Source organism: Methanolacinia paynteri (assembly GCF_000784355.1).
Taxonomy (GTDB): domain Archaea; phylum Halobacteriota; class Methanomicrobia; order Methanomicrobiales; family Methanomicrobiaceae; genus Methanolacinia; species Methanolacinia paynteri.
Window position 1 is genome coordinate 14,073 of sequence record NZ_KN360941.1, and the last position, 22,096, is coordinate 36,168.

The 22,096-nt window shown below is 44.7% G+C and carries 26 protein-coding genes; 20 read left to right on the top strand and 6 right to left on the bottom strand.

Annotated features, from left to right (window positions below; genetic code table 11):
* Positions 1–16 precede the first annotated feature (16 nt).
* From METPAY_RS14410 to METPAY_RS11955, 4 genes are read right to left on the bottom strand one after another with little or no spacing between them, the layout of a single operon-like run.
* The gene (locus tag METPAY_RS14410; RefSeq protein WP_052418812.1) at positions 17–628 is read right to left on the bottom strand and encodes a type IV pilin N-terminal domain-containing protein; all 612 of its coding nucleotides are present in this window, start codon (positions 626–628) and stop codon (positions 17–19) included.
* Positions 629–631: 3 nt separating this feature from the next.
* Positions 632–1,375 carry a type IV pilin gene (locus METPAY_RS11945; protein ID WP_048152790.1) on the bottom strand — a complete coding sequence of 248 codons (744 nt, stop codon included), beginning with the start codon at positions 1,373–1,375 and terminating at the stop codon, positions 632–634.
* A 15-nt stretch (positions 1,376–1,390) separates the two neighbouring features.
* Entirely contained in the window at positions 1,391–2,011 is a 621-nt protein-coding gene (locus METPAY_RS14415) for a type IV pilin N-terminal domain-containing protein (RefSeq protein ID WP_052418813.1), read from the bottom strand.
* A 3-nt stretch (positions 2,012–2,014) separates the two neighbouring features.
* Complete coding sequence (locus tag METPAY_RS11955; protein WP_048152791.1) at positions 2,015–2,770, bottom strand: type IV pilin; 756 nt, start codon at positions 2,768–2,770, stop codon at positions 2,015–2,017.
* Positions 2,771–3,076: 306 nt separating this feature from the next.
* Between METPAY_RS11955 and METPAY_RS11960 the strand changes: the two genes are divergently transcribed.
* The 8 genes from METPAY_RS11960 to METPAY_RS11995 all read left to right on the top strand — a co-directional run bounded on the left by METPAY_RS11960 (position 3,077) and on the right by METPAY_RS11995 (position 9,278).
* Positions 3,077–3,691 carry a DUF7226 domain-containing protein gene (locus METPAY_RS11960; protein WP_048152792.1) on the top strand — a complete coding sequence of 205 codons (615 nt, stop codon included), beginning with the start codon at positions 3,077–3,079 and terminating at the stop codon, positions 3,689–3,691.
* An 87-nt stretch (positions 3,692–3,778) separates the two neighbouring features.
* Positions 3,779–4,831, top strand: coding sequence for a FecCD family ABC transporter permease (locus METPAY_RS11965; RefSeq protein ID WP_048152793.1), 1,053 nt, complete (start codon positions 3,779–3,781; stop codon positions 4,829–4,831).
* Complete coding sequence (locus METPAY_RS11970) at positions 4,828–5,613, top strand: ABC transporter ATP-binding protein (RefSeq protein WP_048152794.1); 786 nt, start codon at positions 4,828–4,830, stop codon at positions 5,611–5,613. Before METPAY_RS11965 ends, METPAY_RS11970 begins: the two co-directional genes overlap by 4 nt.
* A 228-nt stretch (positions 5,614–5,841) precedes the next feature.
* A complete protein-coding gene (locus METPAY_RS14420; protein WP_157199076.1) occupies positions 5,842–6,495 on the top strand; it encodes a type IV pilin N-terminal domain-containing protein in 654 nt (217 codons plus the stop codon).
* A 2-nt stretch (positions 6,496–6,497) separates the two neighbouring features.
* The gene (locus METPAY_RS15365; RefSeq protein WP_052418815.1) at positions 6,498–7,070 is read left to right on the top strand and encodes a type IV pilin N-terminal domain-containing protein; all 573 of its coding nucleotides are present in this window, start codon (positions 6,498–6,500) and stop codon (positions 7,068–7,070) included.
* Between the two features lie 9 nt (positions 7,071–7,079).
* On the top strand, positions 7,080–7,982 hold the full coding sequence (locus METPAY_RS11985; RefSeq protein WP_048152795.1) for a type IV pilin N-terminal domain-containing protein: 903 nt from the start codon (positions 7,080–7,082) through the stop codon (positions 7,980–7,982).
* Positions 7,983–7,986: 4 nt separating this feature from the next.
* The gene (locus METPAY_RS15370; protein ID WP_052418816.1) at positions 7,987–8,526 is read left to right on the top strand and encodes a type IV pilin N-terminal domain-containing protein; all 540 of its coding nucleotides are present in this window, start codon (positions 7,987–7,989) and stop codon (positions 8,524–8,526) included.
* 95 nt (positions 8,527–8,621) lie between these two features.
* On the top strand, positions 8,622–9,278 hold the full coding sequence (locus METPAY_RS11995; RefSeq protein WP_048152796.1) for a class I SAM-dependent methyltransferase: 657 nt from the start codon (positions 8,622–8,624) through the stop codon (positions 9,276–9,278).
* Positions 9,279–9,310: 32 nt separating this feature from the next.
* Here the strand turns inward: METPAY_RS11995 and METPAY_RS12000 are convergent, their stop codons facing one another.
* On the bottom strand, positions 9,311–10,186 hold the full coding sequence (locus tag METPAY_RS12000) for a Rossmann-like domain-containing protein (RefSeq protein WP_048152797.1): 876 nt from the start codon (positions 10,184–10,186) through the stop codon (positions 9,311–9,313).
* A 268-nt stretch (positions 10,187–10,454) separates the two neighbouring features.
* Here METPAY_RS12000 and METPAY_RS12005 point away from each other — a divergent pair, with 268 nt between their 5' ends.
* Entirely contained in the window at positions 10,455–11,198 is a 744-nt protein-coding gene (locus tag METPAY_RS12005) for a class I SAM-dependent methyltransferase (protein WP_281174107.1), read from the top strand.
* A gap of 10 nt (positions 11,199–11,208) precedes the next feature.
* Here the strand turns inward: METPAY_RS12005 and METPAY_RS12010 are convergent, their stop codons facing one another.
* Positions 11,209–11,787: an FmdE family protein gene (locus METPAY_RS12010; RefSeq protein WP_048152798.1), complete on the bottom strand. Its 579-nt coding sequence runs from the start codon at positions 11,785–11,787 to the stop codon at positions 11,209–11,211.
* Between the two features lie 211 nt (positions 11,788–11,998).
* Between METPAY_RS12010 and METPAY_RS12015 the strand changes: the two genes are divergently transcribed.
* The 11 genes from METPAY_RS12015 to METPAY_RS12060 all read left to right on the top strand — a co-directional run bounded on the left by METPAY_RS12015 (position 11,999) and on the right by METPAY_RS12060 (position 22,058).
* Positions 11,999–12,817 carry a hypothetical protein gene (locus METPAY_RS12015; RefSeq protein WP_157199078.1) on the top strand — a complete coding sequence of 273 codons (819 nt, stop codon included), beginning with the start codon at positions 11,999–12,001 and terminating at the stop codon, positions 12,815–12,817.
* A gap of 22 nt (positions 12,818–12,839) precedes the next feature.
* Entirely contained in the window at positions 12,840–13,613 is a 774-nt protein-coding gene (locus METPAY_RS12020; RefSeq protein WP_157199079.1) for a hypothetical protein, read from the top strand.
* A gap of 69 nt (positions 13,614–13,682) precedes the next feature.
* Positions 13,683–13,877 (top strand): hypothetical protein, encoded by a 195-nt coding sequence (locus METPAY_RS15025; RefSeq protein ID WP_157199080.1) that lies wholly within the window; start codon positions 13,683–13,685, stop codon positions 13,875–13,877.
* A gap of 12 nt (positions 13,878–13,889) precedes the next feature.
* Positions 13,890–14,723: a radical SAM protein gene (locus METPAY_RS12025; RefSeq protein ID WP_084600871.1), complete on the top strand. Its 834-nt coding sequence runs from the start codon at positions 13,890–13,892 to the stop codon at positions 14,721–14,723.
* A gap of 265 nt (positions 14,724–14,988) precedes the next feature.
* Complete coding sequence (locus METPAY_RS12030; RefSeq protein WP_048152855.1) at positions 14,989–15,300, top strand: nucleotidyltransferase family protein; 312 nt, start codon at positions 14,989–14,991, stop codon at positions 15,298–15,300.
* Positions 15,301–15,349: 49 nt separating this feature from the next.
* Positions 15,350–15,637 (top strand): HepT-like ribonuclease domain-containing protein, encoded by a 288-nt coding sequence (locus tag METPAY_RS12035; protein WP_048152802.1) that lies wholly within the window; start codon positions 15,350–15,352, stop codon positions 15,635–15,637.
* 357 nt (positions 15,638–15,994) lie between these two features.
* The gene (locus tag METPAY_RS14435; protein ID WP_052418819.1) at positions 15,995–16,795 is read left to right on the top strand and encodes a type IV pilin; all 801 of its coding nucleotides are present in this window, start codon (positions 15,995–15,997) and stop codon (positions 16,793–16,795) included.
* Between the two features lie 2 nt (positions 16,796–16,797).
* Entirely contained in the window at positions 16,798–17,448 is a 651-nt protein-coding gene (locus METPAY_RS14440; protein ID WP_052418820.1) for a type IV pilin, read from the top strand.
* 203 nt (positions 17,449–17,651) lie between these two features.
* Entirely contained in the window at positions 17,652–20,120 is a 2,469-nt protein-coding gene (locus tag METPAY_RS12050) for an oligosaccharyl transferase, archaeosortase A system-associated (protein WP_048152803.1), read from the top strand.
* Positions 20,121–20,313: 193 nt separating this feature from the next.
* Positions 20,314–21,003 (top strand): GTP-binding protein, encoded by a 690-nt coding sequence (locus METPAY_RS12055; protein WP_048152804.1) that lies wholly within the window; start codon positions 20,314–20,316, stop codon positions 21,001–21,003.
* On the top strand, positions 21,000–22,058 hold the full coding sequence (locus METPAY_RS12060; protein WP_048152805.1) for an ATP-binding cassette domain-containing protein: 1,059 nt from the start codon (positions 21,000–21,002) through the stop codon (positions 22,056–22,058). The genes METPAY_RS12055 and METPAY_RS12060 overlap by 4 nt, the downstream gene beginning before the upstream one ends.
* The last annotated feature ends 38 nt before the right edge of the window (positions 22,059–22,096 follow it).

The following is a 22,096-nucleotide window of genomic DNA, read 5'->3' on the forward strand; positions in this document are numbered from 1 at the left end:
TTAAGTCCTCCATAGATCATACAGTGATCAGTACGTCACTCTTTGAGATCAGGTGTCCCTCCGTGTCACTCACTTCCAGGATGAAGCTCTTGCCGATACTGTCCTGGTTCCTTATGCAATGCGCCCAGGCTACGGTCTGTGTCCCGTTGTATGTGTACCCGTCATCTTCAACATTGTCCTCGAAATCCGTCGGGGCGACATTAGGCTGGGAAATATTGCATGTGCAGTACTCCGGGTCAATGTTTATCGTGCTCCCCGGGTTGAAGGAGACCATGAAGTACGTCCCCTGTTCAGTTACCACAGGGCCGGTACCTCTTTCGGTAGTTACGGTAGTCTTGGACAGATCCAGCGCCTGGGCTGTTGAAGACTCGAGATTCGGGCCAAATGTGGGCCCGTCCCTGATGGTGAATATAAGGTTCTTTGTAGGTAGAGGCTCCCCGCCTGCATGAGTGATAGTCATACCTTCGGATATACTGAAAGTCCCCTTGATGTTTGCCTGCGGGGCCTTGTTCTGCCCTTCTATAACTCCTCCTGAAAAGGCGGAAACGACCGCTGCAATTATGATGGTGATAACAAGCATCAGCATGACGCCGATAACCGGAGAGACCGCAGAATTATTGTTTCTCATATCTCAGCCCTCCAGGACGGATATATCCTTTGAGAAGATCGTCTTCCCGGTCGGCACGAAGATTACCTTCAATGAGACAGTATCTCCTGATCTGAGTTCTTCCCATCCGTAGCCGAGCAGGGCCTGCATCGGATCGGTGTAATCGTCGCTGTCGAACCCGGTATAGATATATTTTGATACCGCACCGTAGCCGCAAAGATGGCCCTGTTCGTCAGTATAGCTGTCTCCTGTTCCGTCATTCCTGCCGCCGAACGGCTGTGCACTCATACTCACACCGGTTGATAGCGTGTAATTCCCGAATTGGCGTTCCGGAGCTTTGTTCGGTGTCAGGGCGCTTCCTGAAATGCCGGATTCTCCCGGAATTGTCGCCATTCCGAAACCATAGGGTGCGGTGCTTGCCACGTTAAGACCGGACGAAGTCACGGACGGCTCGATAACATTTACCACATTTCCTATGGACGTATTGCCGCCTATAACATCATTTTTCTTCCATGACGTGACAATCTTGAGATCGCTTGTCCGGATTGGATCGCTCACTCCTGTCACAGTTGCAGAAAAACTGCTGCCTGTCCATGTCCCCGAATTGGTAATCTTAACATCCATGGCAAGGTTAGGAGATTTCTGGCTGCCTTCTGCAATCATGCCACCTGCAAACCCGCTCACGACAGTTGCGATTATTATCGTCACGACAAGCATGAGCATGACGCCGACTACAGGGGATACAGCCTGATCATTTTTCTTTATCATTCTTCTTCCCCCTGATCAGGCCGTTATCGTGACCTCGCTTCTGCAGATAAGGTTCCCGCTCTTGTCACTGATATCAAGGTAGAAGGTGTTTCCGATATTTTCGTTGTTTTTAAAGCACAAATTCCACCGGTTCTGATAGTCGCCGGTACTGTTATAGCTATAGCCGTCGCTCCTGATATTATCGGAATCAGAATAATCCTCCGGGACGAGTATCGGCTGAAGCAGATCGCACCTGATATTTGATGAACTGATGTAGAGAGTGTCACCTGATTTGAATGAGGTAACATCTGTACTGCCGTCTCCGCAGTCAAGTGGTCTTTCCCTGCCGTCGGTTATCAGCTTTTTATCGATAATCTGCGAAGTGGCCTGTTCAAGGTTCGGTCCGAATACAGGGCTGTTTCTTACAGTGAATACGAGATCATTGGTTGCGAGAGCATCTCCGCCCATGTGAATGATCTCCATGCCTGTTCCTATGCTGAATTTCCCCTGGATAGTCGCCTGCGGGGCTTTCTGCTGGTTGTCCATCGAACTGCCTGCAAATGCGGAGACCACTGCTGCTATGATGATTGTCACAACAAGCATCATCATAACGCCGACTACCGGCGATACTGCATTGTTATCAGATTTAAATTCCATGCTTTAGCCCTCCGTAACCGAGACATCCTTTTCGAAGATCACTTTCCCGGTCGGGATGTGGATCACTTTGACGTTCACGGTATCTCCAAGTCTCAGTGATTCCCATCCGGTACCGAGCACGGCCTGCGCAGAATCATAATTGTTCCAGTATAAACCCCCGGGAGTGTATGAATAGTCATCAACGACGCCGTAACCACCTTCGTCACTCATACCGGTAGACGAGCCGATGGCATCGTCAGAACAACTGCCGTATGGGTACGCAACAAGCCCTGTTCCCTGTACAAGCGAGTAATTTCCAAAGTGCTGATCAGGGTTTTTGTAAGCACTTGTCAGGGACTGGCCACCCGAAGACGAGCTTACACCCGGGCCGTACCCGTACGGAGCACAGCTGTTGTTACTTCTGGGGCACCTTACGTTTAGAACAAGAGGTGTTGTGGTGCTCCCTCCGGAGGTCACGTCACCTGTGGCACTGTCTGTAACCTTCCAGGAAGTCGCGATCTTAATGTCCTTCGTTGAAATAGGATCGCTGACACTCGTGACGGTTGCCGAAAATCCACTCCCTATATAGCTTCCAGTATTCGAAATCTTTACGTCCATTGTAAGCAGAGGCGCCTTTTGGCTCGTTCCTCCCACAAGGCCGCCTGCAAACCCGCTTACTACCGCTGCAATGATGATGGTGACAACCAGCATCAGCATTACACCGACAACGGGAGACACAGCGTCTTCTCTATGCCCCGGTTTTACCTTTAGAAAATTCATGTTAATTCCCCGTGGCCGTAAGGCCGGTGTTCTAGAAGTGGGTCATAACAATCGTGTGAAACCACTTCCTTAAGTACGAGATCATGAAGTAATTGTATTTAACTGAGATCATTTGTATATTATTTTTTATTAACATTGTTAAATTAATGAGATCTACAAAGCCTAAATAGTGATATATATATGAACATTGTGAGCCGTTGGTTGCGCACGAAATTTGATCTTTTTCGGCCGGAAAATTATTGTTCCAATGACAGATTTTATCTTAAGGTTTCAAATTCAAATTAAGTGTAAGCCGGGAGGAGTCTGATGGAAAAAAATAATCCGGGAACAGATCGTTATGATGCCGGTAAACAAAATTTGCGGGAGTCTTCTTTCGATATCGATTCCGGATCATATATCGATCTTGATGAAATGCTTATCTCAGTACAAAAAGATCCTTTGAATCCCGTCAGGGTACCGTTTCCGCAGGCAAATGATCTTGATAAGATCCTTGATGTAGTAGTTTCTTTCAATGAAAACCGGAAAACGAGTGAGCAGATATCAAAGCATCTTAAATTTCACGGACGACAGGGCGACTATTATGCAAATGCCGCGGTATATCTTGGACTATTGGCAAGGGATCAGTATTCGGTCGGTTCATTCGTTTTGACAGGGCTTGGAAAAGAGATTAAACGCTGTCCGATCAGGATATGCAGGACCCGGATATTATTCGTTCAACTGCTGAAAAAACCGGTTTTTCGCTCGACGCTGATTCTGCTTAGAGATTATGATTACGATGTAAGTAAGATTTCAAAGGATGACATAGCTCATATCATAATGGAGAATTACATGGGCTATAGCCTGACAACAAGCAAAAGAAGGGCCTCTACAGTTATAAACTGGATGAACTGGGCCTGTCATAATTTTAAATTTAAGTCTTAATTATCTCCGGGCAATATTGCAGTTATAATCACGTTCATTTAACTTTATGAGTTATTTGATCAATTGCCCAACATTTTATTGCATTTTATGAGCGATCCCGAAAATAATGAGAGAATACTCCCGAATTACCGGTTAAGGTTTGTAGTCCTTGTTGCCGCAGTTTGTTTCTGTGCCCTTTTCTCGCTTGGAGTCGGGCGTTTTTCCATCAGCATGCCCGATGTTGTGATGATTCTTACTTCAAATATTCTCTCGATAATAAACGCATCTCCTATTGAAGAAACATGGGACTATGCGATGAATAGTGTCGTGATGAATATCCGCCTTCCGAGAATTCTTGCTGCATTACTTGTCGGTGCGGCTTTATCTACTGCAGGTGCGGCATACCAGGGAATGTTTCAGAATCCGTTGGTCTCCCCTGACATTCTCGGTGCATCGGCAGGAGCGGGTTTCGGGGCATCTCTTGCAATTTTTCTCTCCCTTGGAAGCGGTGCTGTAACCATGTTTGCTTTTACAGGCGCCATCACCGCGGTAGGTGTCGCATATTGCATAAGCCGGCTTACCAAAGGGTCCCCTATTTTAGGAATGGTTCTTGCAGGTATTCTTGTAGGAAGTCTTTTTTCGGCTTCGCTTTCCTATATCAAGTTGATCGCCGATACCACCGAGCAGCTTCCGGCGATAACATACTGGCTCATGGGAAGTCTCTCGGCTTCGACGATGTCAGATGTTTTTTACGCCGGACCGCTGATCATTGCCGGACTGATACCGCTTGTTCTCCTTAAATGGAGGCTGAACATCCTGACCCTCGGGGAGGACGAGGCGAAGAGCATGGGGGTGAATACCAGGCTCCTGCGTGTTGTCGTCATCGCATGTGCAACTCTCATCACTGCGGTTGCCGTGGCCATATCGGGGATAATCGGGTGGGTAGGCCTTGTAATTCCACATTTCTGCCGGATGGTCTTTGGGTATGACTACAGGCTGATCATTCCGGCGTCCATATTCATGGGCGGCGGTTTCCTCCTGCTGGTCGACGATTTTGCACGGACGATGGCATCGATCGAGGTTCCACTGGGAATCCTTACCGCATTCGTCGGCGGGCCGATCTTTGCATACCTTTTGATTGTCAACGGGAGGCGATCATGACACTTGAGGTTGAAAATCTGACGTTTTCCTACGGGAAAAATCTCAGGGATGTGTTATGCGATGTCTCGTTTTCTGCAAAGGATGGGGATCTTCTTGCAGTTCTGGGACCTAACGGGGTCGGGAAGAGCACGATGTTTCGCTGCATTCTCGGGTTCCTGAGAAATTATTCGGGCTCTGTTTTCCTGGAAGGAGCCGATATAAAAACACTTGATCACAAGCAGATTGCAAAGAAGATTGCATATATTCCGCAGTCGACTTTTCCTGTGTTCAACTTCACTGTTCTGGATGTCGTCCTTATGGGGCTTACAAACCAGATCAGTATCCTCTCCGAGCCGAAGCAGCAGCATGTCGACGAGGCGTACGAGGCGATGAAAAGTCTCGGAATCGCCCACCTGAAGAATGCAGGTTACGGGGAGATCTCCGGGGGGGAACGGCAGCTTGCACTTATTGCCCGTGCTCTTGTCCAGAAGGCAAAGATATTGATCATGGACGAGCCGACCGCGAATCTGGACTACGGAAACCAGTGGAGGGTAATGAGGAGGATTGTGAATCTTGCAAAGGACGGGTATATCGTGATTCTTTCCACCCATAATCCTGATCATGCATTTCTCTATGCAAATCGTGTTCTGATGATCCAGGGAGGGAAGGTGATTGCGGACGGTGCTCCCGAGGATGTAATGACCGCCGATCTGATCCAGAATGTATACGGGGTGAGCGTGTGCATCGAAGACTACGAGAATGTCCGGCGTACTCATAAGATCTGTATTCCGCGCGATGAGTAGATTTGGGGTGTTGGGACCAGAAATTGAAAGATTTGCCGGTAAGATCGATCAGAGCTCATACATTGCCGGGATCGTTATGAAAAGACTCTTTTCAATAATTAAAATAAATTAGCTATTGTCATATGATTAATTAATGTAATTTAATTTATTTTAGTTGACGATTAAATACACATCTTTACAAACCTTTTCTGCATGGTGCTTTAGTGCATCATATCTATGGTGAATGGAATGAAGAACGAAAATGCGGTTTCACCCGTTGTGGGCGTCATGCTAATGCTGGTTGTGACGATTATCATCGCAGCGGTAGTGAGCGGTTTTGCAGGTGGTCTTGTAGGGAATTCACAAAATGCCCCAACGGCCACAGCAGAGATCGACATAAAAAATGGAGGAGATTCTTCTAACTCCTACTTTTCGATAAAGATACTTGGTGTCAGTGAACCAATCCACACGAAAAACCTGAAGATTGTGACATCATGGACTACAAAAGACAGGGATTCTGGTGAAACAATTAGTGGTGGAAATACAATTCTTGCAGGGTCCGTTAACGTCAGTGTGGGAGAATCCGGCTTGAATATAGCTTCGTATTCTGTTCCTACCGGTTATGGTGTTGGGATAGCTGAATGGGCGAACAGTACTTTTCATCCTCCCGGAGCTCAGTGGGGCAATTACACCTTAATGGCCGGTACAACATTACAGGACAGTCCGTCAGGCGATTATTCAGACTATGAATATAATCATGCTTCTGACAGATATGATGCCATGCAGGAAATTCTTGGAGAGAATTGGTGTAATCTTGGAGCAGGTGACACCGTTAATGTACGCATTATTCATGTTGCCTCAGGAAAGTCAATTATCAACAAGCAAGTCTCTGTGGAGGAGTAGTTATGCAGGGAAAAAGCTTTAATTCTGAATCTGGGGTATCTCCTGTTGTCGGTGTTATGCTGATGCTTGTTGTAACTCTGATTATTGCAGCGATTGTTTCCGGTTTTGCAGGTGGTTTAGTCGGTGAGACTTCAAAACTTCCTCAGGCAACAATTTCAGGAACATATAGCCAGTCGAACGGAATGACAATTTCTCATAACGGTGGAGATGCAATCCCTATCACCACTACAACAGTATATGTCCGTCCGACAAAATCATTCGGAGCGGATGCTGATAAATACGCCTGGGAAGTAAACAAAAGTATCATTGTAACTACGGGTGATGATAAGAAAGCATGGGCCAAAAATGCAGATTTGAGCCTCAATGTCACGAAGTCCTTTATTGCAGGAGATACTGTAAGAATATCTGCCGATAATCTTTCATATGTTCAGGAACGGCCTGATGGAACTACTGATTATCTAGATCCTAATCTTGGATTTAAAAACTCCGAAAATATCGGTCTTTCATTTACTATTGAGCTTCAGGACTCAGGCGGAACAACAATTGCAGAGACTACAGTTTCAATATCAGGATAGGTGTTTTGAATGAAGAAAGAAAGATTATTGAAATTTATTGATGATTCAGCTGTATCCCCTGTTGTCGGCGTTATGCTGATGCTTGTTGTTACAATAATTATTGCAGCTGTTGTTAGTGGTTTTGCCGGGAATATGGGGGCAAATTCGGCTCAGGCTCCGCAGCTCTCAATGGACGTAAAGATCGTGAATTCGGGTTACTGGCAGTCCAGTTATTTTAAAGCTGTAGTTACCGGAGTTGACAAGCCGATAGACACAGCCGATCTTAAAATCGTAACATCGTGGGCGAAGGGGCTTATCAACGGAGATGCCGTCGAGGGTGGTACAGATATCGTGCCGGGTGAAAGAAATTTCAATGTTACATATAGCATGAATCCATGGTCTAACTATGAGCTTTGGCAGTCTGTATGTCCTCAGGGATATGGGCCCGGAGTCGGGTTGAACGGAACAGAAAATGCCAATTTCTGGCCTTATGAACGGACGGTGAATTCACCTGATTATTCTAAAAACGGTGATCCTAAAGCTACGATGGCTGAAATAGAATCTGGAAATTTGACCAATTATTCCTGGTTTGGGAATTACAAACTGCAGGCGGGAACTATTATGTTTGCCAGGCCCTTTGGCGGTGATAAAGGAGGTCAGGCTACAGGAGGAGGCAGTTTTGATGTAGGATACGGCATAACTCCGCAGGATTCCGGAAATACAGGTGGCGGAAGATATTATTATGCCTACGGATATTCGGCGAGGACGGGCGGCACAAAAGCCACATTTGATGAAACGAGTGTTGATCAGATGATGGCTGTTCTTGGAGATGACTGGAATCTGCTCCGTGCGGGTGATACAGTTAATATGAAAGTCATTTACACGCCCACCGGTAGCGTGATCTGGCAGAAAAATATCCAGGTGGAGGGCTAAAGCAATGGAATTTTCAGAGATAAATGAAACCGCTGTGTCCCCTGTTGTCGGGGTAATGCTTATGCTTGTAGTGACAATCATAATTGCTGCGGTGGTGAGCGGTTTTGCAGGGGGATTTAGTAGTTCAGACGATTCAACACCAAATGCAGTAATTTCAGGTGCATATTCTTTGTCTACAGATGTTCTTACGATAACCCACGAGGGCGGAGATCAACTTTCAACTCAAAAGATAACGATCAAACTTCAGCAGAACGATGATGACTTCGGAGGGTACCAGAGTTTGTTTTCCCAGTTGGGAACTACAGGAGCAGGACTAAATATGCTGAACAAATCTGAAATTACAAATGTTGAAGGGACTGTCTGGCAAAATCCCATAACCGGTCAGTATACGGTTCCGGTCTTCAGGCCCGGAGAAACTATGTTTTATCCGGCTGGAATTTCCGGTCCATTAGGCAGTGATGCGGTTGGAAAATCATTAATACTTGAGGTTGATTCAACCGATGGCAAACTTATTTCAAAAAGTAAGGTGATGATTGATACATAGTTCCAAGTTGAAAGATCAAGCAGAAAAAACTCTATTTTTTTAATATGTAGCGTCCGCATGTTCAAAAAAACTAAAAAAAGAAGAGTTGTACCAACATGGATGAATCAGTAGACCCTTTCTGGAAGACAAAAGAAAAGGCTCTCGAGTATAATGAATTTGCAAAGAAAGTATTCTCAGGGATCTATCCTTTGATCGCGGAGCAGATGCTGGAGAGGACAAAGATCACGCAGGGAAAATGCCTTGACATCGGCTGCGGTCCTGCTTCCCTTTCGATAGCAGTTGCAAAGCAGTCGGACCTTCAGATCTCGTCGCTTGATATTTCACCGGAGATGTATGAGATCGCCCTTGCAAACATCAGGGATGAATGTCTCTCGGACAGGATTATGCCTGTCACGGGTGATGTCCACAATATTCCTTTTGATGATCTGACATTTGATCTTGTAATCAGCAGGGGGTCATACCACTTCTGGGATGATTTCTCACTTGCGATAATGGAGATATGCAGGGTCTTGAGATCGGATGGAAAAGCCTACATTGGCGGTGGGTACGGAAGCTCTGAAATTCGTGACGAAGTCCTTGCGTCAAGAAAGGAAAGGGGAATAGTCGATGATCCGGTAAAGCCTGTGAGGCCAAGATTTAAAAAGTTCAGGCAGGGAGAGATCGAAGAATCAATCGAATCTGCAGGAATTAAGGATTATTCAATAATAAATGATGATACCGGCTTTTGGATGCTTATTAGAAAAAACAGATGACGTTAATCTGTTTTTTTAATGAACAGAAATTTTCAGATGCATCCGGTATTATATTTCCTCTGGTGTTTTCTAAGCGCTGTTTCCATATCCGGGGCGTTTAAAACATCGTATTCAAATTTTTGAGGGTCGCTTATCGCAACCGACATCGCGATGTCTACATTATTCTCAAAGAGAGCATCGGGAATCAGCTGGGCGCTGGAGCCGTATATTGCACGTAATCTTGCATTTTTAGCATATTCAAACACTTCTTCAAATGTACCGTTTACGAGTGTTGAGCCGGTAATTATTGCAATGTCGGCATTCTCCAAAACCTCTTTGTTTTCTTCGGCCGGGTGAACGGTAATTCCAAGAGGGCCTTCAATTACATCATTCCCGATTATGGTCGTCCGGAAAGTTTCAACAGGCCGCTGATCTGTGACATGCAGCTCCCTGCACCGCCCTGCATAACTTTTGACAAGGCCGCCGTATCCTACGATTACAAGATTGTCGTCAGGTCTTACCATGTCTTTCACTTCAAATCCGGTCTTGTACCCTTTGCCGTTAAGCATCTCATCAGTTACAAAAGGCTGGGATAACGCGTTGAGAGCCGCGAGAGCAACCGAGTGGCGGCTTAGGCGGCTTTCGCGGATGTTCTCATCTGCAAACTCAAAAAGGGACCGGCCTACACATGATTTAAGGTATTTGAGGTCCTGGTACGTCTGGTCATCCCCATATTGCGGGTTGTTGTCCTGAAAACTCATCGCAACTCCGCAGCAGCCCTGTGTTCCGATGACTGCATTCCATCCCGGATTGATTCCAAAATATTTGACAACCGGTTCAGGCATATTCAGCCGCCGGTATTCATCTTTTAACTTTATATAGCCCTTTTTTAGTATTGAGTGTGATTTTGTCCCGTCCATAATATCCATCTCGTATTTTATTCCTTTTCGGTCAGGTAGTTCTGAGAAGAAATCATAATTTCTTTGTCATCTGCGTTGCACAAATAATGAACATTTTAAATTTGTTAAATTGAATATATATTCTGATTCATTTCTTCAGAATGATATCCGTTTTATATACATTGGTGAAAAATTGTCAGCGATTAATGTCTGCGATATCGACTGGAATGAGGCCTGGGGCAATCCTGATCCCGATCATAGAGGGAATACGGTAACCTGCATTGACAGATGGTCTGATTTGCACAGGTGCCGGAAATTTGACAAATCTGCAAAAGAGGATAATTACAGGAAATCACGGGCAAGAATACGGGCAATGGATATCAGTCCTGGTTCAAGGATCCTGGACATAGGTGCAGGGCCCGGGACACTGGCAGTGCCTCTGTCAAGAATCACCCGTGAAGTAACTGCTATTGAGCCGTCTCCCGGAATGCTCACATGCCTTGGAGAGAATATTCTGGAGTTCGGGATTAGTAATCTCAAAGTTATCGAGAAAAAGTGGGAGGATGTTGATCTGTCAGCAGACCTTTCAGCGCCATATGATATTGTAGTCGCATCATACTCGCTTGGTGTGCCCGATCTTAAGGAGGCGTTATTAAAAATGAATGACGCTTCCTGCAGGTATGTTTACATTTTCTGGTTTGCTGATATGCAGTCCCCCTGGCGGAGAAATTATGCTGATATCTGGGAAGACCTGTTCGGTGTTCCTGCACGCGAAAGACGGCCCCCTAATATTATCTTTAATCTCCTAAATCAAATGGGAATTTATGCCAGTGTTGAGGTTGAAAAGGAGGAGAACTACTCTTATTTTCAAAGCATTGACGAGGCGGTAGCCGACCAGTCATCAGGATTAAAACTTAAAAGCGGTGAGCAGGTTGAGATTCTCCGGGAATACCTGAGTGAAAAACTTGTACACGAAAAAAACCGCTATGTCCTGAAGGGCATTTCATACCAGGCAAAAATATGGTGGGAAAAAGATATTTGAATCTCTAATTTTATGAATCAATTCCGGAATAATAAGAACCCTGTGCACAGTTTGCACAGAGTACCTCCCCGTCAATAATTACTTCCTTGTCGTCAACGATCATTTCCCGGCACCTTGTGCAGCGGGTCCTGTTAATTGGGAGTCCGGGCATATCTCCTTTGGGAATATCCACGTGCACTTTTGTAAACCTGAAGAGATCTTCTTCTGGTGCTTCAAGCAGTATTCTTGAAGCCTCTTTCATCGCATCAGCTCCTGTTTTTTCTGTCCGCTTCTTTTCCAATACCTGAACCCTTACTCCTTCACCTGTCCTGTCATCAATATATGTAGCTGCAAATTTACCGTATGGCTTGTATTTCAGGGTTCTGTGCCCCAGTGAACAGCCTGTAATTGCCTGAATGGCATCTGCAAGGCATCTGTCTATTTCAACGTAAACGATAAGGTGCTTATTTCTCTCCATCGGATTCATACCCAGTTCACGCATTCCAATCATTGTCAGGCGGGTTCCAAGGACAATTCCTGCACATAAGCCGCCATGAAACGTTTGCGCTTTTTCAAGCAAAATCTTAAATTCCGATTTATCTTCTGCCATATTATCACGTTTTTGATGTCTCTGGAATTCTCATAACCGGAAAACGGTTATGACTGGTCTCTGGATCAGCAAAGTAAGCATGTTAACATAATCAACTAACTATTATGCGATTATTAAATAATAATGCTTATTTGTATTTGTGAGTACATCTTATTAAAATCGCACGTAATTTTTGAAATGTGGATTGGAAAATATGGATTGAGGACATCTAATGACTGAAAACAATTCTAATCAGTGTTTGATGGAGAAGGTCAGGAATTATTTTACATTAAGAGATATTGAGATAATTCTTGCGCTTGGAGTGGTCGCCTTTCTTACAAGCAGGTATGGACTTTCATATATGTTGCCCGGCGGAACGGCACCTTCTTTTGTTCACGGATTTTTAAAGCTCCCGGGACCCGGTGCCGGAATATTCATAAGCAGCGCATTTATCTGTATCTGGCTTGTACTTGGCGTTCTTCTTGTGAAAAAACCAGGTGCGGCTTTAGGTGTCGGTGTTGTGACCTATATCCTGATGCTGTTAGGCTCGGTTATTCTTGGAACAGGAAGAATGGACTGGCTTGTCGTCATGGTTGCAATTATTATTGAAATATTCGGGCTCCTTGCTATAGAAAAAAAGCCGTGGAGTTACATATTCCCTGCTTTCATAGGGATCATGGGTCTTATTACCCTGGCTTTAATGGCGACAGGGAATGCAAAAATGGGAGAGAGCGGTGCTGCGGCAACCGTATTCCCGCTTGGATATGCAGTGACCGGAATTATTGCCATTTGTATCGCTGTGTTATGCTACATGTACCCGATGAAGTATGTATTCGGGGCAGGCGCAGCTGAGATATTTTATATCGTTTTCTGCTGGCTGTTTAATGGCAAGAGCGGTTTTGCAACGTGGGTTCCTGTAGCACCTGCGATTCCTGCATTGTTATCATTCGCACTTGTATGCGGGTCTTCTATGGCTCTGATTGCATATGGAATCAATGCTCTTTGGAACAGTTATAATAAAGTTCCACTGCCTGATACCGAAACAAACTGATCTTTTTTTATTTTGATTAATTATGGCATATACAACAGGAAGTCCAGGTAATTCTACTGTCTATTTCTCTTTTAAAGAATTGGGAGTAGTGTTTCTGCTTGCCATTTTTGCAGTTGCATCTGAAGAGTATCTGCCGGCACTTATTCTTCCGACCGGGACGATCAACGGATTCGTATCCGATTACCTGATGCTTCCGGGAGGTGCCGGTGTAATTATATTCGGGACTGTTCCCTGTTTTTTTATGATACTGGCCATGCTTCTGATAAAAAAGCCCTGGACGGGAATTTTGACCTCATTTTTAATAATTGCAGTCATCCTTCTCACATCAGGTTATGCGGCCATTCACCTGGTTGATGTATATCTGATTGCGGCAATTATCATTGAATTTGCATTTATGATTGATGAGAACAACAGATTATGGAAAGATCTGGTTCCTGCAGTTCTCGTATTGTTAAGCTTCCTGACACTGGCCTTTTGTGCATTTGCTGCTCCTGAAGGTATTGTCCCGCTGTATTACGTAATCATTGCAGCTGCAGGTCTTGTTTGTGCTTTATTGTGCAGATTTTATCCGTATAGGTATGTTATTGCCGGTGGTATTGCAAATCTCTACTTCCTTTTTCATTATTTCATATTCTGGGGTCCCGGCGGACTGTTCTCGGCGCTGCCGTCCCCTTATTCACTTCCTGTATTGCTTCTTCTGGCGCTTTCAGGTGGTCTCCTTGCCGGACTGATAGCATATTTTGTTAAATATATTCTGAAAAATTTCATTTGGAGGACGAAAAATGGCAGCGTATGAGATAAACAAGTTAGATTTATTATTCGAAAAAATTAAGTTATTTTGTAGAATTTACGGAGGTGATCATTGATGTGTGTTCCAATCATTTTGTCCGATGCAGCTATGGGCCTGTTTACAGCTCATGTTATCGGAATAGGCATTTTGGCAGGAGTTATGATATTTAACTCTAACAATGTCCGCAATGAAGCAAAGTCAGTTCTTGGTATAAATGATGGAATAATCGGCAGTGTCTGCAGACAGTTTTCTTCAATTAAATCAAGATAAGGTGAATGTAAGATGTCAGTGGCAGATTATGCTTATCCTCCGATACTTCATCTGGAGCCGACAACTGCGTGTAATCTGAAATGCAGTTTTTGCCCGCGTGAGTCTCTTTGCAGTTCGGATGAATACATAAAATTTGAAGCGTTTAAACAGATACTTGATGCTTCAAAATGCCGGTACCTTACATTACATGGATGGGGAGAACCTCTTATGCACGAGGATCTCCCCTCCATGATAGAATACGCCTCGGCAAAGAGGAAATTGTCTGTCAATTTTACAACCAATGCAACTCTTCTTAACAGGTATGGCCCGGAACTACTGGGCAGCGGTCTTGATGCAATAGCATTCAGCATGCCGACCCTGGAAAATTTTACATCACTGATTGAAAATAACATCCGGGATTTTATCACAGAAAAGGAAACGTCAGGAGATAATCTGGGCCTTAAGACTTATGTCAACATAGCCCTGATGCCTGAAAATTATGGTGAGATCTCTGAAATGATCCGGCTTGCGAAGGATATAGGGGTCGATTTTGTAAGTTTTGAGCGTTCTTTTCCGTGTGATAAAGAGATGTATAAGATGGAAAAGCCTGTAATTGCGCAGATAAAGAGAACTGCCCGTGAAATCGGGTGTGAGGTAAAACTTCCTCCTTCCCATACGACACCGTGTTGCCTGTTCAAAAACACGATGTTTGTCAGGACCAATGGTGATGTTGCACCGTGCTGTTACCGGACTGATGTAAAACTTGGAAATGTTTTTTCTGACAGTTTTTTTAAAATTATGAAAAACCGCGTGATGTTCTCAAAAAAGATGTCGAGAGATGAGATCTGTAAAAATTGTATGATTTAAATCTAGTGACACATTTTTAGTAATATTGAGTTTTTTATTACAGGGTGTCTATTGATATCATATGATCTCTATCCCGCGCGACGAATGGACAGCGATAATTTCAATATAGCAGGGTGCATCCCTGATTGGTTAGTCTCATATTTTTTTTCATACCAGGCATTGGCAAATGTTGATCCTGTCCCTGCGGAGGATAAACCAAGAACTGATTTCCATAGTAAACCTCATTACCTCGTCTGGATATGTTATTCATAAACCGGGGATTTTTATGGCAGGTAATTATAAAAGCATAAGGGAGGAGATTTTAAAGAAACTTGATGCAAATCTGCCTTATATTCAACAGAGTTTTGGGATTGAATCTATCGGCATATTTGGTTCTGTCAGCAGGGGAGAGGACACCGCAGATAGTGATATCGATGTATTAATTTCATTTTCGGCCGGTCAGGCTACTCTTTCAAATCTGGTTAATCTGGGAGATTATTTGGAAGAACTATTCGGTCGAAAAGTAGATCTGGTTACCGAACGTGCTTTGAGTTCTTATATTCGTCAGGATGTTATGTCCGAGATAATCCGCGTATGAACCACGACAGGATGTTTATCTGTCATATACGTGATGAAATAGAGTTTCTTTGGATGCTACTGAATCTTTGACATATGAAAAACTGGATGCCGATAAAATAATGCAGCATGTCGTTCAGAAATCACTGGAAATTATTGGCGAGGCTGCAAAGAATGTATCTCCTGAGTTGAAAGCAGAATATCCTGAAATACACTGGTCGGTTATTGGAAAAATGGGGGACCGTCTGACGCATGGTTATTTTGATGTCAGCTGGGATATTGTGTGGAATGTTTTAAATGACGACATTCCTTCCTTAAAATCCGGGATTTCAGCAATAATATCTGATAATGAATGGTGACGCACTCATATTGTCTGAGTAATTATTTTATCTCATTTTTTACGCTGTTTTTACAATTTTTAGCAATTCATCCGGGATTACAGAGTGTCAATTGACATCATATGATCTGCATACCGCGCGAGGGGTAGATCTTTGCATATATATCCTATAGGCGGGTGAAAAAAATTCAGGTGATCCACCGGGGGCTGTTTTGGACTTTTAAGTACCTGAAAGCTCACTGGCGGATAATTAAAGGATTCAATCCATTATTACTTAACTTATTAATGTAATTTAATTTATTTTAGCCGAATATTAAGTATCAGTCCTTACAAACTTCGTGATCATGGTGCTGTAGTGCATCATATGTATGGTGAATGTATGAAAAACGAAGATGCGGTCTCACCCGTCGTGGGCGTCATGCTGATGCTTGTTGTGACGATAATCATCGCGGCGGTTGTGAGCGGTTTTGCAGGAGGGCTTATCGGATCTCAGGAAAAGTCCCCTACGCTTTCTATGGATGTTACAATCGCAAACACGGGAAGTTATGTTGGAAGTGGATTTACGGCATCTGTATTTGGTGTAAGTGAACCTATAAGTACTTCAGACCTGAAGGTTGTTACCTCATGGTCGACGACTATGAAGGATAATACCGATCCCGGTCTTACAGAGCAGCAAAAAACAATATCGAATGGTGATATTTTTACAGGTGGAAACACGAGTCTTCCAAACAGTGCCAATGTGATCTGTTATGTGGGTATGAGGACAAATGAAGTAACAAACTGGTCGTCGGCACCGTATGGAATGGGGGCAGGAATCGACCAGACAAACCCGACTGACCCCTTTGGAAGCGACGCTGATGCAGACCAGAAAACCGGATGGTTTGGGCAGTACACATTAAGAGAAGGCGTGAACATTTTTGCGTATCCGTATGGATCTAATTCGGGTGAGGCAATAGGAGGAAAACTGTCAACACCGGCAGAAAGTGGTTATAATGGTGCAACACCGTATGCCTATAAGTGCGTCTCGGGCGGTTATGAAGAAGGACAGGCCGATCCCACACAGGCAGTACTGGGATACGGCTGGGAACAGCTTCGTGCAGGAGACACTGTCAGCTTAAAGGTAATTTATACACCGACAGGTGCTGCAATTTACAGCGCTAATATTGCTGTGGAGGACTGATTATGATAAAAAATAACGATTCAGCGGTATCTCCCGTCGTCGGTGTCATGTTGATGCTTGTAGTGACAATCATTATCGCGGCGGTTGTGAGCGGATTTGCAGGCGGATTTGCAGAAGGGCAGACAAAAGCACCGCAGGCGACTATTCAGGGAGAGTTCAGTGTAACTTCTGGTCTTAAAATTGTCCATGCCGGTGGAGAAGCAATTCCTACGGCTGATATGTTGATAACAGTTAAGAACGGGCCCACATTCGGTCCGAATCTTGAGGCTATGTCAACGAACGCACTAAACCTTGCGACTGTTATTAATTCAGATGGTGTGGCTGTAATGTCCTATGATTCGACCAATGGCGGTTTTGAAGGTTATGGCATTTCCTCGTTTAATCCGGGAGATACACTCTATGTTAATATTTCAAACTGTAATCCGACAATACTTCAGCCGACAGTTGCATTGAGTTCTAGAAAAGGAGATTATAGTTATAATGGCTATCACTGGATATTCACGGATAAGAATGGTATTGTTAATCCGGATAATGCTTTCTGGGCACTGAACTTTGTAAACCAGAAGAATATCGGCAAATCATTCTACCTTGATGTGAATGACAAGGCCAGTGGAACGCTGATCTCACGTGCAGTTGTAACGATCAAGGGCTAAAAATAGATTTTTCATTTTTTTAGAAGACCTGATGCCAGAAAACCAGTACAACCCTAAACCTCTCTTTTATTCAGAAGGCAAACTCATTTCCGGTCTTCTTTTCTTTCCGTCAAAATAAAACTGACAGATAATTGGAACTCTTGAAAATTCAGAGGAGAACAGGGGTAAAATTATTTGTTTATCCGGCTGAAATACTATCTGATATGTTTGATTTCACCAAAAAAAGCATAAATGTTGTAATAATTTTATTCATATTTGCTCTTCTTGCATTTATGCTGAGAATCATTCCTCTGTTTCTCCTTCCTGATACAGGGTATATCCACGTGCTAAGGGGTGATGCGGAGTACAACCTCAGGCAGATAGAGGTTATGGCCCATAACTTCCTGCAGTATGACTGGTTCGATCCGATGACAGCATACCCCGACGGGAAGAATATCGGGTGGGGGCCTCTGTTCCCGATGATAGCAGGTGCCTTCGTAATTATAACAGGTGCATCAGGCCAGGCCGCGATCGTAAACGCCGCATCATTCGTCCCCCCTCTAATGGCGGCTGTAATGGTTCCGGTCGTCTATTTCATCACGGAATCCGTTAGTAAAAGCAGGTTTGCCGGGATTATCGCGGCTGCGCTGATATCCGTCAGTTCTCTCTTCTTCCTGAACTATACATCATACGGGTATGTCGATCATCATGCGGCGGAGATTCTCTTTTCAGCAATATTCTGTATGTTCTATATCTTTGCAGTCCGGGACTCTGCCGGTGAATTCAAACCGGATATCAAAGACAAAGAATTTTTGAAGGTCTTTGCGTACTCCGTTCTTGCAGGTGTATTTTACAGCGCCTGTTACTTCACGTCTCCGACAACTGTCCTCTTCCTTGTATTAATATCGATATTTACATTGATCTCCTGCATAATTACTCACAATTCAGGGAATATTCCGTATAAGTTGGGCTTTATAAACACTGTCGCAATGATAATCCCGGCTATCCTGGCATTGTTATTCGGAATAAAATATGACGGCTTTGCGATCTCGTCGTATACGGCGGTTCATGTAATAATTCCGGTTCTGGTAATAGTTGCAACATGGGTCCTGGTCCTGATATCATTCGGGCTTCGAAAAACAAATCTTAAGGATAATAAAATTGCATATCCGTCCGTTCTTATTCTGGCAGGTGTTATTGCCCTGTTTGCATCCGCAATAGTTGTGCCTGATATTTTTTCGTCCCTCTTCTCGTCTGCAAACCTTGTTTTCGGTTTTGGAAATGTTGCGATTGCAGAGATGCAGCCGATGACCCTCGATTTTATCCTGCAAAGTTATCAGATCGGCCTGGTTCTGGGTGCAGGGGGGGTAATAGTCGCGTTATACAAATTGTATTCGACAAAAGAGAACGGCTACCTGTTTGTTCTTCTCTGGATGCTCATGACGGTATATGTGTCGATAAAACACATGAGGTTTGATTATTTCGTTGCAGCGCCCTTTGCACTCCTTTCTGCATTGTGTATATATTATGTATATTCCCGGTATTACGGCGACTTTCTGTCATACATAGGGAAAGAGAAAAAGCCTGCTGAAGGAAAATCAAAGAAAAAAAGTGTGAAGGCCAAAGACGATCACCTGACCGGAACTGCAATATTTTTAGTTATTACAGGAATTACAGTCGTTTTCTTTGCTGCATCCATTATAAACGACGTCCAGTTCACTGAAGAGTATGCCGGAGTCAGTTTTGAGAAGGACAAATGGCTGGAGGCAATGGAATGGATGAACGAAAATACTCCTGATCCGGGTGTAGATTATTACGGGGAATATTCTTCGTATTCGTTCGTATATCCTGAAGATTCGTATGGTGTAATGTCCTGGTGGGATTTCGGTCATATAATCACGCTTGCAGGGAAAAGAATCCCGGTTTCAAACCCGTTCCAGGATAATGTCCAGGGAGATACGGGATGTGCATATTTCCTAATCTCGGGATCGGAGGAAGAGGCCGACCGGATAATAGATAACGCCGGAGCACGATTTGTCGTCACAAACTCGGAGCTTACTACCCCGGAGAAAGGAATCATGACTATTCTTTCGTGGGTCGATCCCACGGATATAACGGTCGATTATATGATAAGTCTCTATAACTCTGATGATTATAGTGATAACGGGTATTCGAGGGTGTATACCTCGAATTATTATAATGCAACTGTTGTAAGGCTCCAAAACCTGGACGGAACTTATATCGAGCCTGAAGAGGTTGATGTAATTACGACCGTCACAAGTGGCGGCGTAAGATCCATCACCGGTTATCAGACCATGGACTATGACACTGCAGTTTCGGAAACGACTTCCGATGACATCCTGGTAAGCGAAGACCCGTATACGCCCTGCTGCACAGTTCAGGCGCTTAAGAACTACAGGCTTGTTTTTGAATCGTCCGATCCCGATGACAACGTCAAAGTCTTCGAATACGTAGATGGTTATGAAGTTCCGGGAGAAGGCACGGTGGAACTTAATCTTAAAACCAATACCGGGAGGGAATTCGTATACACCCAAAAGAGCGAAGATGGCAAATTTGTACTCCCGTATTCAACAATAGGCAACCCGTATAATGTAACTGCAACAGGCCGGTACCATATCATTGAGACCGATGAATACTTCGATGTCTACGAGGAAGATATCGGTACTAAATAATAAATTAAGATCTTACATCCAATTTTTGAAATCCAGATGCCGGTAATGATATAGATCCTCCCCGGAAGCGGGGATCATGCTTGTATTCCTTGTAGGGTGATATTTTTGAGATATGTTAAACATTTTACATTTATTAATCAGCACTATTTAGCAATTATTATGAACAAAAAAGGCGCACCTTTTACTAACATCCATGAAGATGATAACAGTTGCCGGACCGCCGTCTTCCGGCAAGACTTCGGTAATTCTTAAAACAATTGCCACGCTCGGCCTTCCGGAAGGGAGCGTTGGTGTTGTCAAATTCGACTCCCTCACATCATTTGATCACATAAGGTACAACGAGAGCAATATCCCCGTTCAGACGGGATTTGCGGGAAAGATCTGCCCTGATCATTTCTTCGTCAGCAATATCGAGGACGCCGTCTCATGGGGTAAGAGAAAGGGCTTCTCAGTTCTGATCACAGAAAGCGCCGGACTATGCAACCGCTGTTCGCCGTATATCAAGGGCATACTCTCTGTATGCGTAATCGACAACCTCTCGGGCGTCAACACACCCCGAAAGATAGGGCCGATGCTCAAGTATGCCGATATCGTGGTCGTGACGAAGGGAGATATCGTATCGCAGGCCGAACGCGAGGTATTTTCCTTCAACATAAAGGAGGTCAATTCGAACGCGAAGGTGATCTTCGTCAACGGGATTACCGGGCAGGGGACATTCATGCTTGCCAAATACTTCAGCGAGGCGACCGAGATCGATACCCTGAAGGACAGAACCCTGAGGTTTACGATGCCGGCGGCAATCTGCTCCTACTGTACGGGGGAGACGAGGATCGGCGATTTCTACCAGATGGGGATGCTTAAAAGGATGGAGTTCGAGGAATGAGTTCTTACGACTTCTATGAAGAGATCGCCGAAACGCCTGTCTGCGTTATACTGGAGCGCTATCCCCTTGCCGTCGACTACCTTGCAAATCACAGGCTTGGTGGAATAGATTCATCCAAAACTCTTCCCGCTGCCCTCCTCGATGTCGATCCGGAGATGCTCGAGGAGTTCGGGCTCGACAATGAAAGCATAATCGATCACTTCTGCACGTTTCTCGAGGCATTTCGTTCTGACCCAGACGACCGGCCGGATGCAATCTCATCTATTACGATCATCGGGGGACGGAACAAGTCCGGAGAATCCGAGAATGAGGAGCTGACGGTCAGGCCGGGCGAAATAATCAGCATCGTCGGTCCCACCGGTTCCGGAAAGAGCAGGCTCCTTGAGGATATCGAGTGCATGGCCCAGAAGGACACGCCGACACTGAGGCAGATCCTGATCAACGGAACTGTTCCCGACGAGATGCGACGGTTCGATACCGGCGGGAAACTCGTGGCACAGCTATCCCAGACGATGAACTTCGTAATGGACCTGACAGTCCGGGAGTTTTTGGAGATGCATGCGAAGAGCAGGATGGTATCCGATGTCGAAGACGTTGTCGAGCGGTGCTTTGAATGTGCGAATTCCCTTGCGGGAGAGAAGTTTTCGCCCGATACAAAGGTTACACAGCTCTCCGGAGGCCAGTCAAGGGCTCTTATGATCGCCGACACTGCATTGATGAGTGCCTCTCCGATAGTTCTGATAGACGAGATCGAGAACGCGGGAATAGATCGTAAGGAGGCAATCCGGCTACTTGCCGGCAATGAAAAGATAATCCTGATGTCCACGCATGACCCACTCCTCGCCCTGAGGGCAGATAAGAGGATAGTAATCAAAAACGGGGGTATCGCAAAGGTTCTCACTACGACGGCAAACGAGAGGAAGAATCTTGTAAAGATCGAAAAGGTCGACAACATTCTTTTAGGCCTGCGCAACAGCCTGAGGAAGGGGGAGGTCATCGACGACGGCGTTGTTGAGGAATTTATGGATGAATGGTTCTGGTCTTTTCTGAGATAAGAGGTGTATGGTGGAAGAAAGAATGAAGGTTAACATTC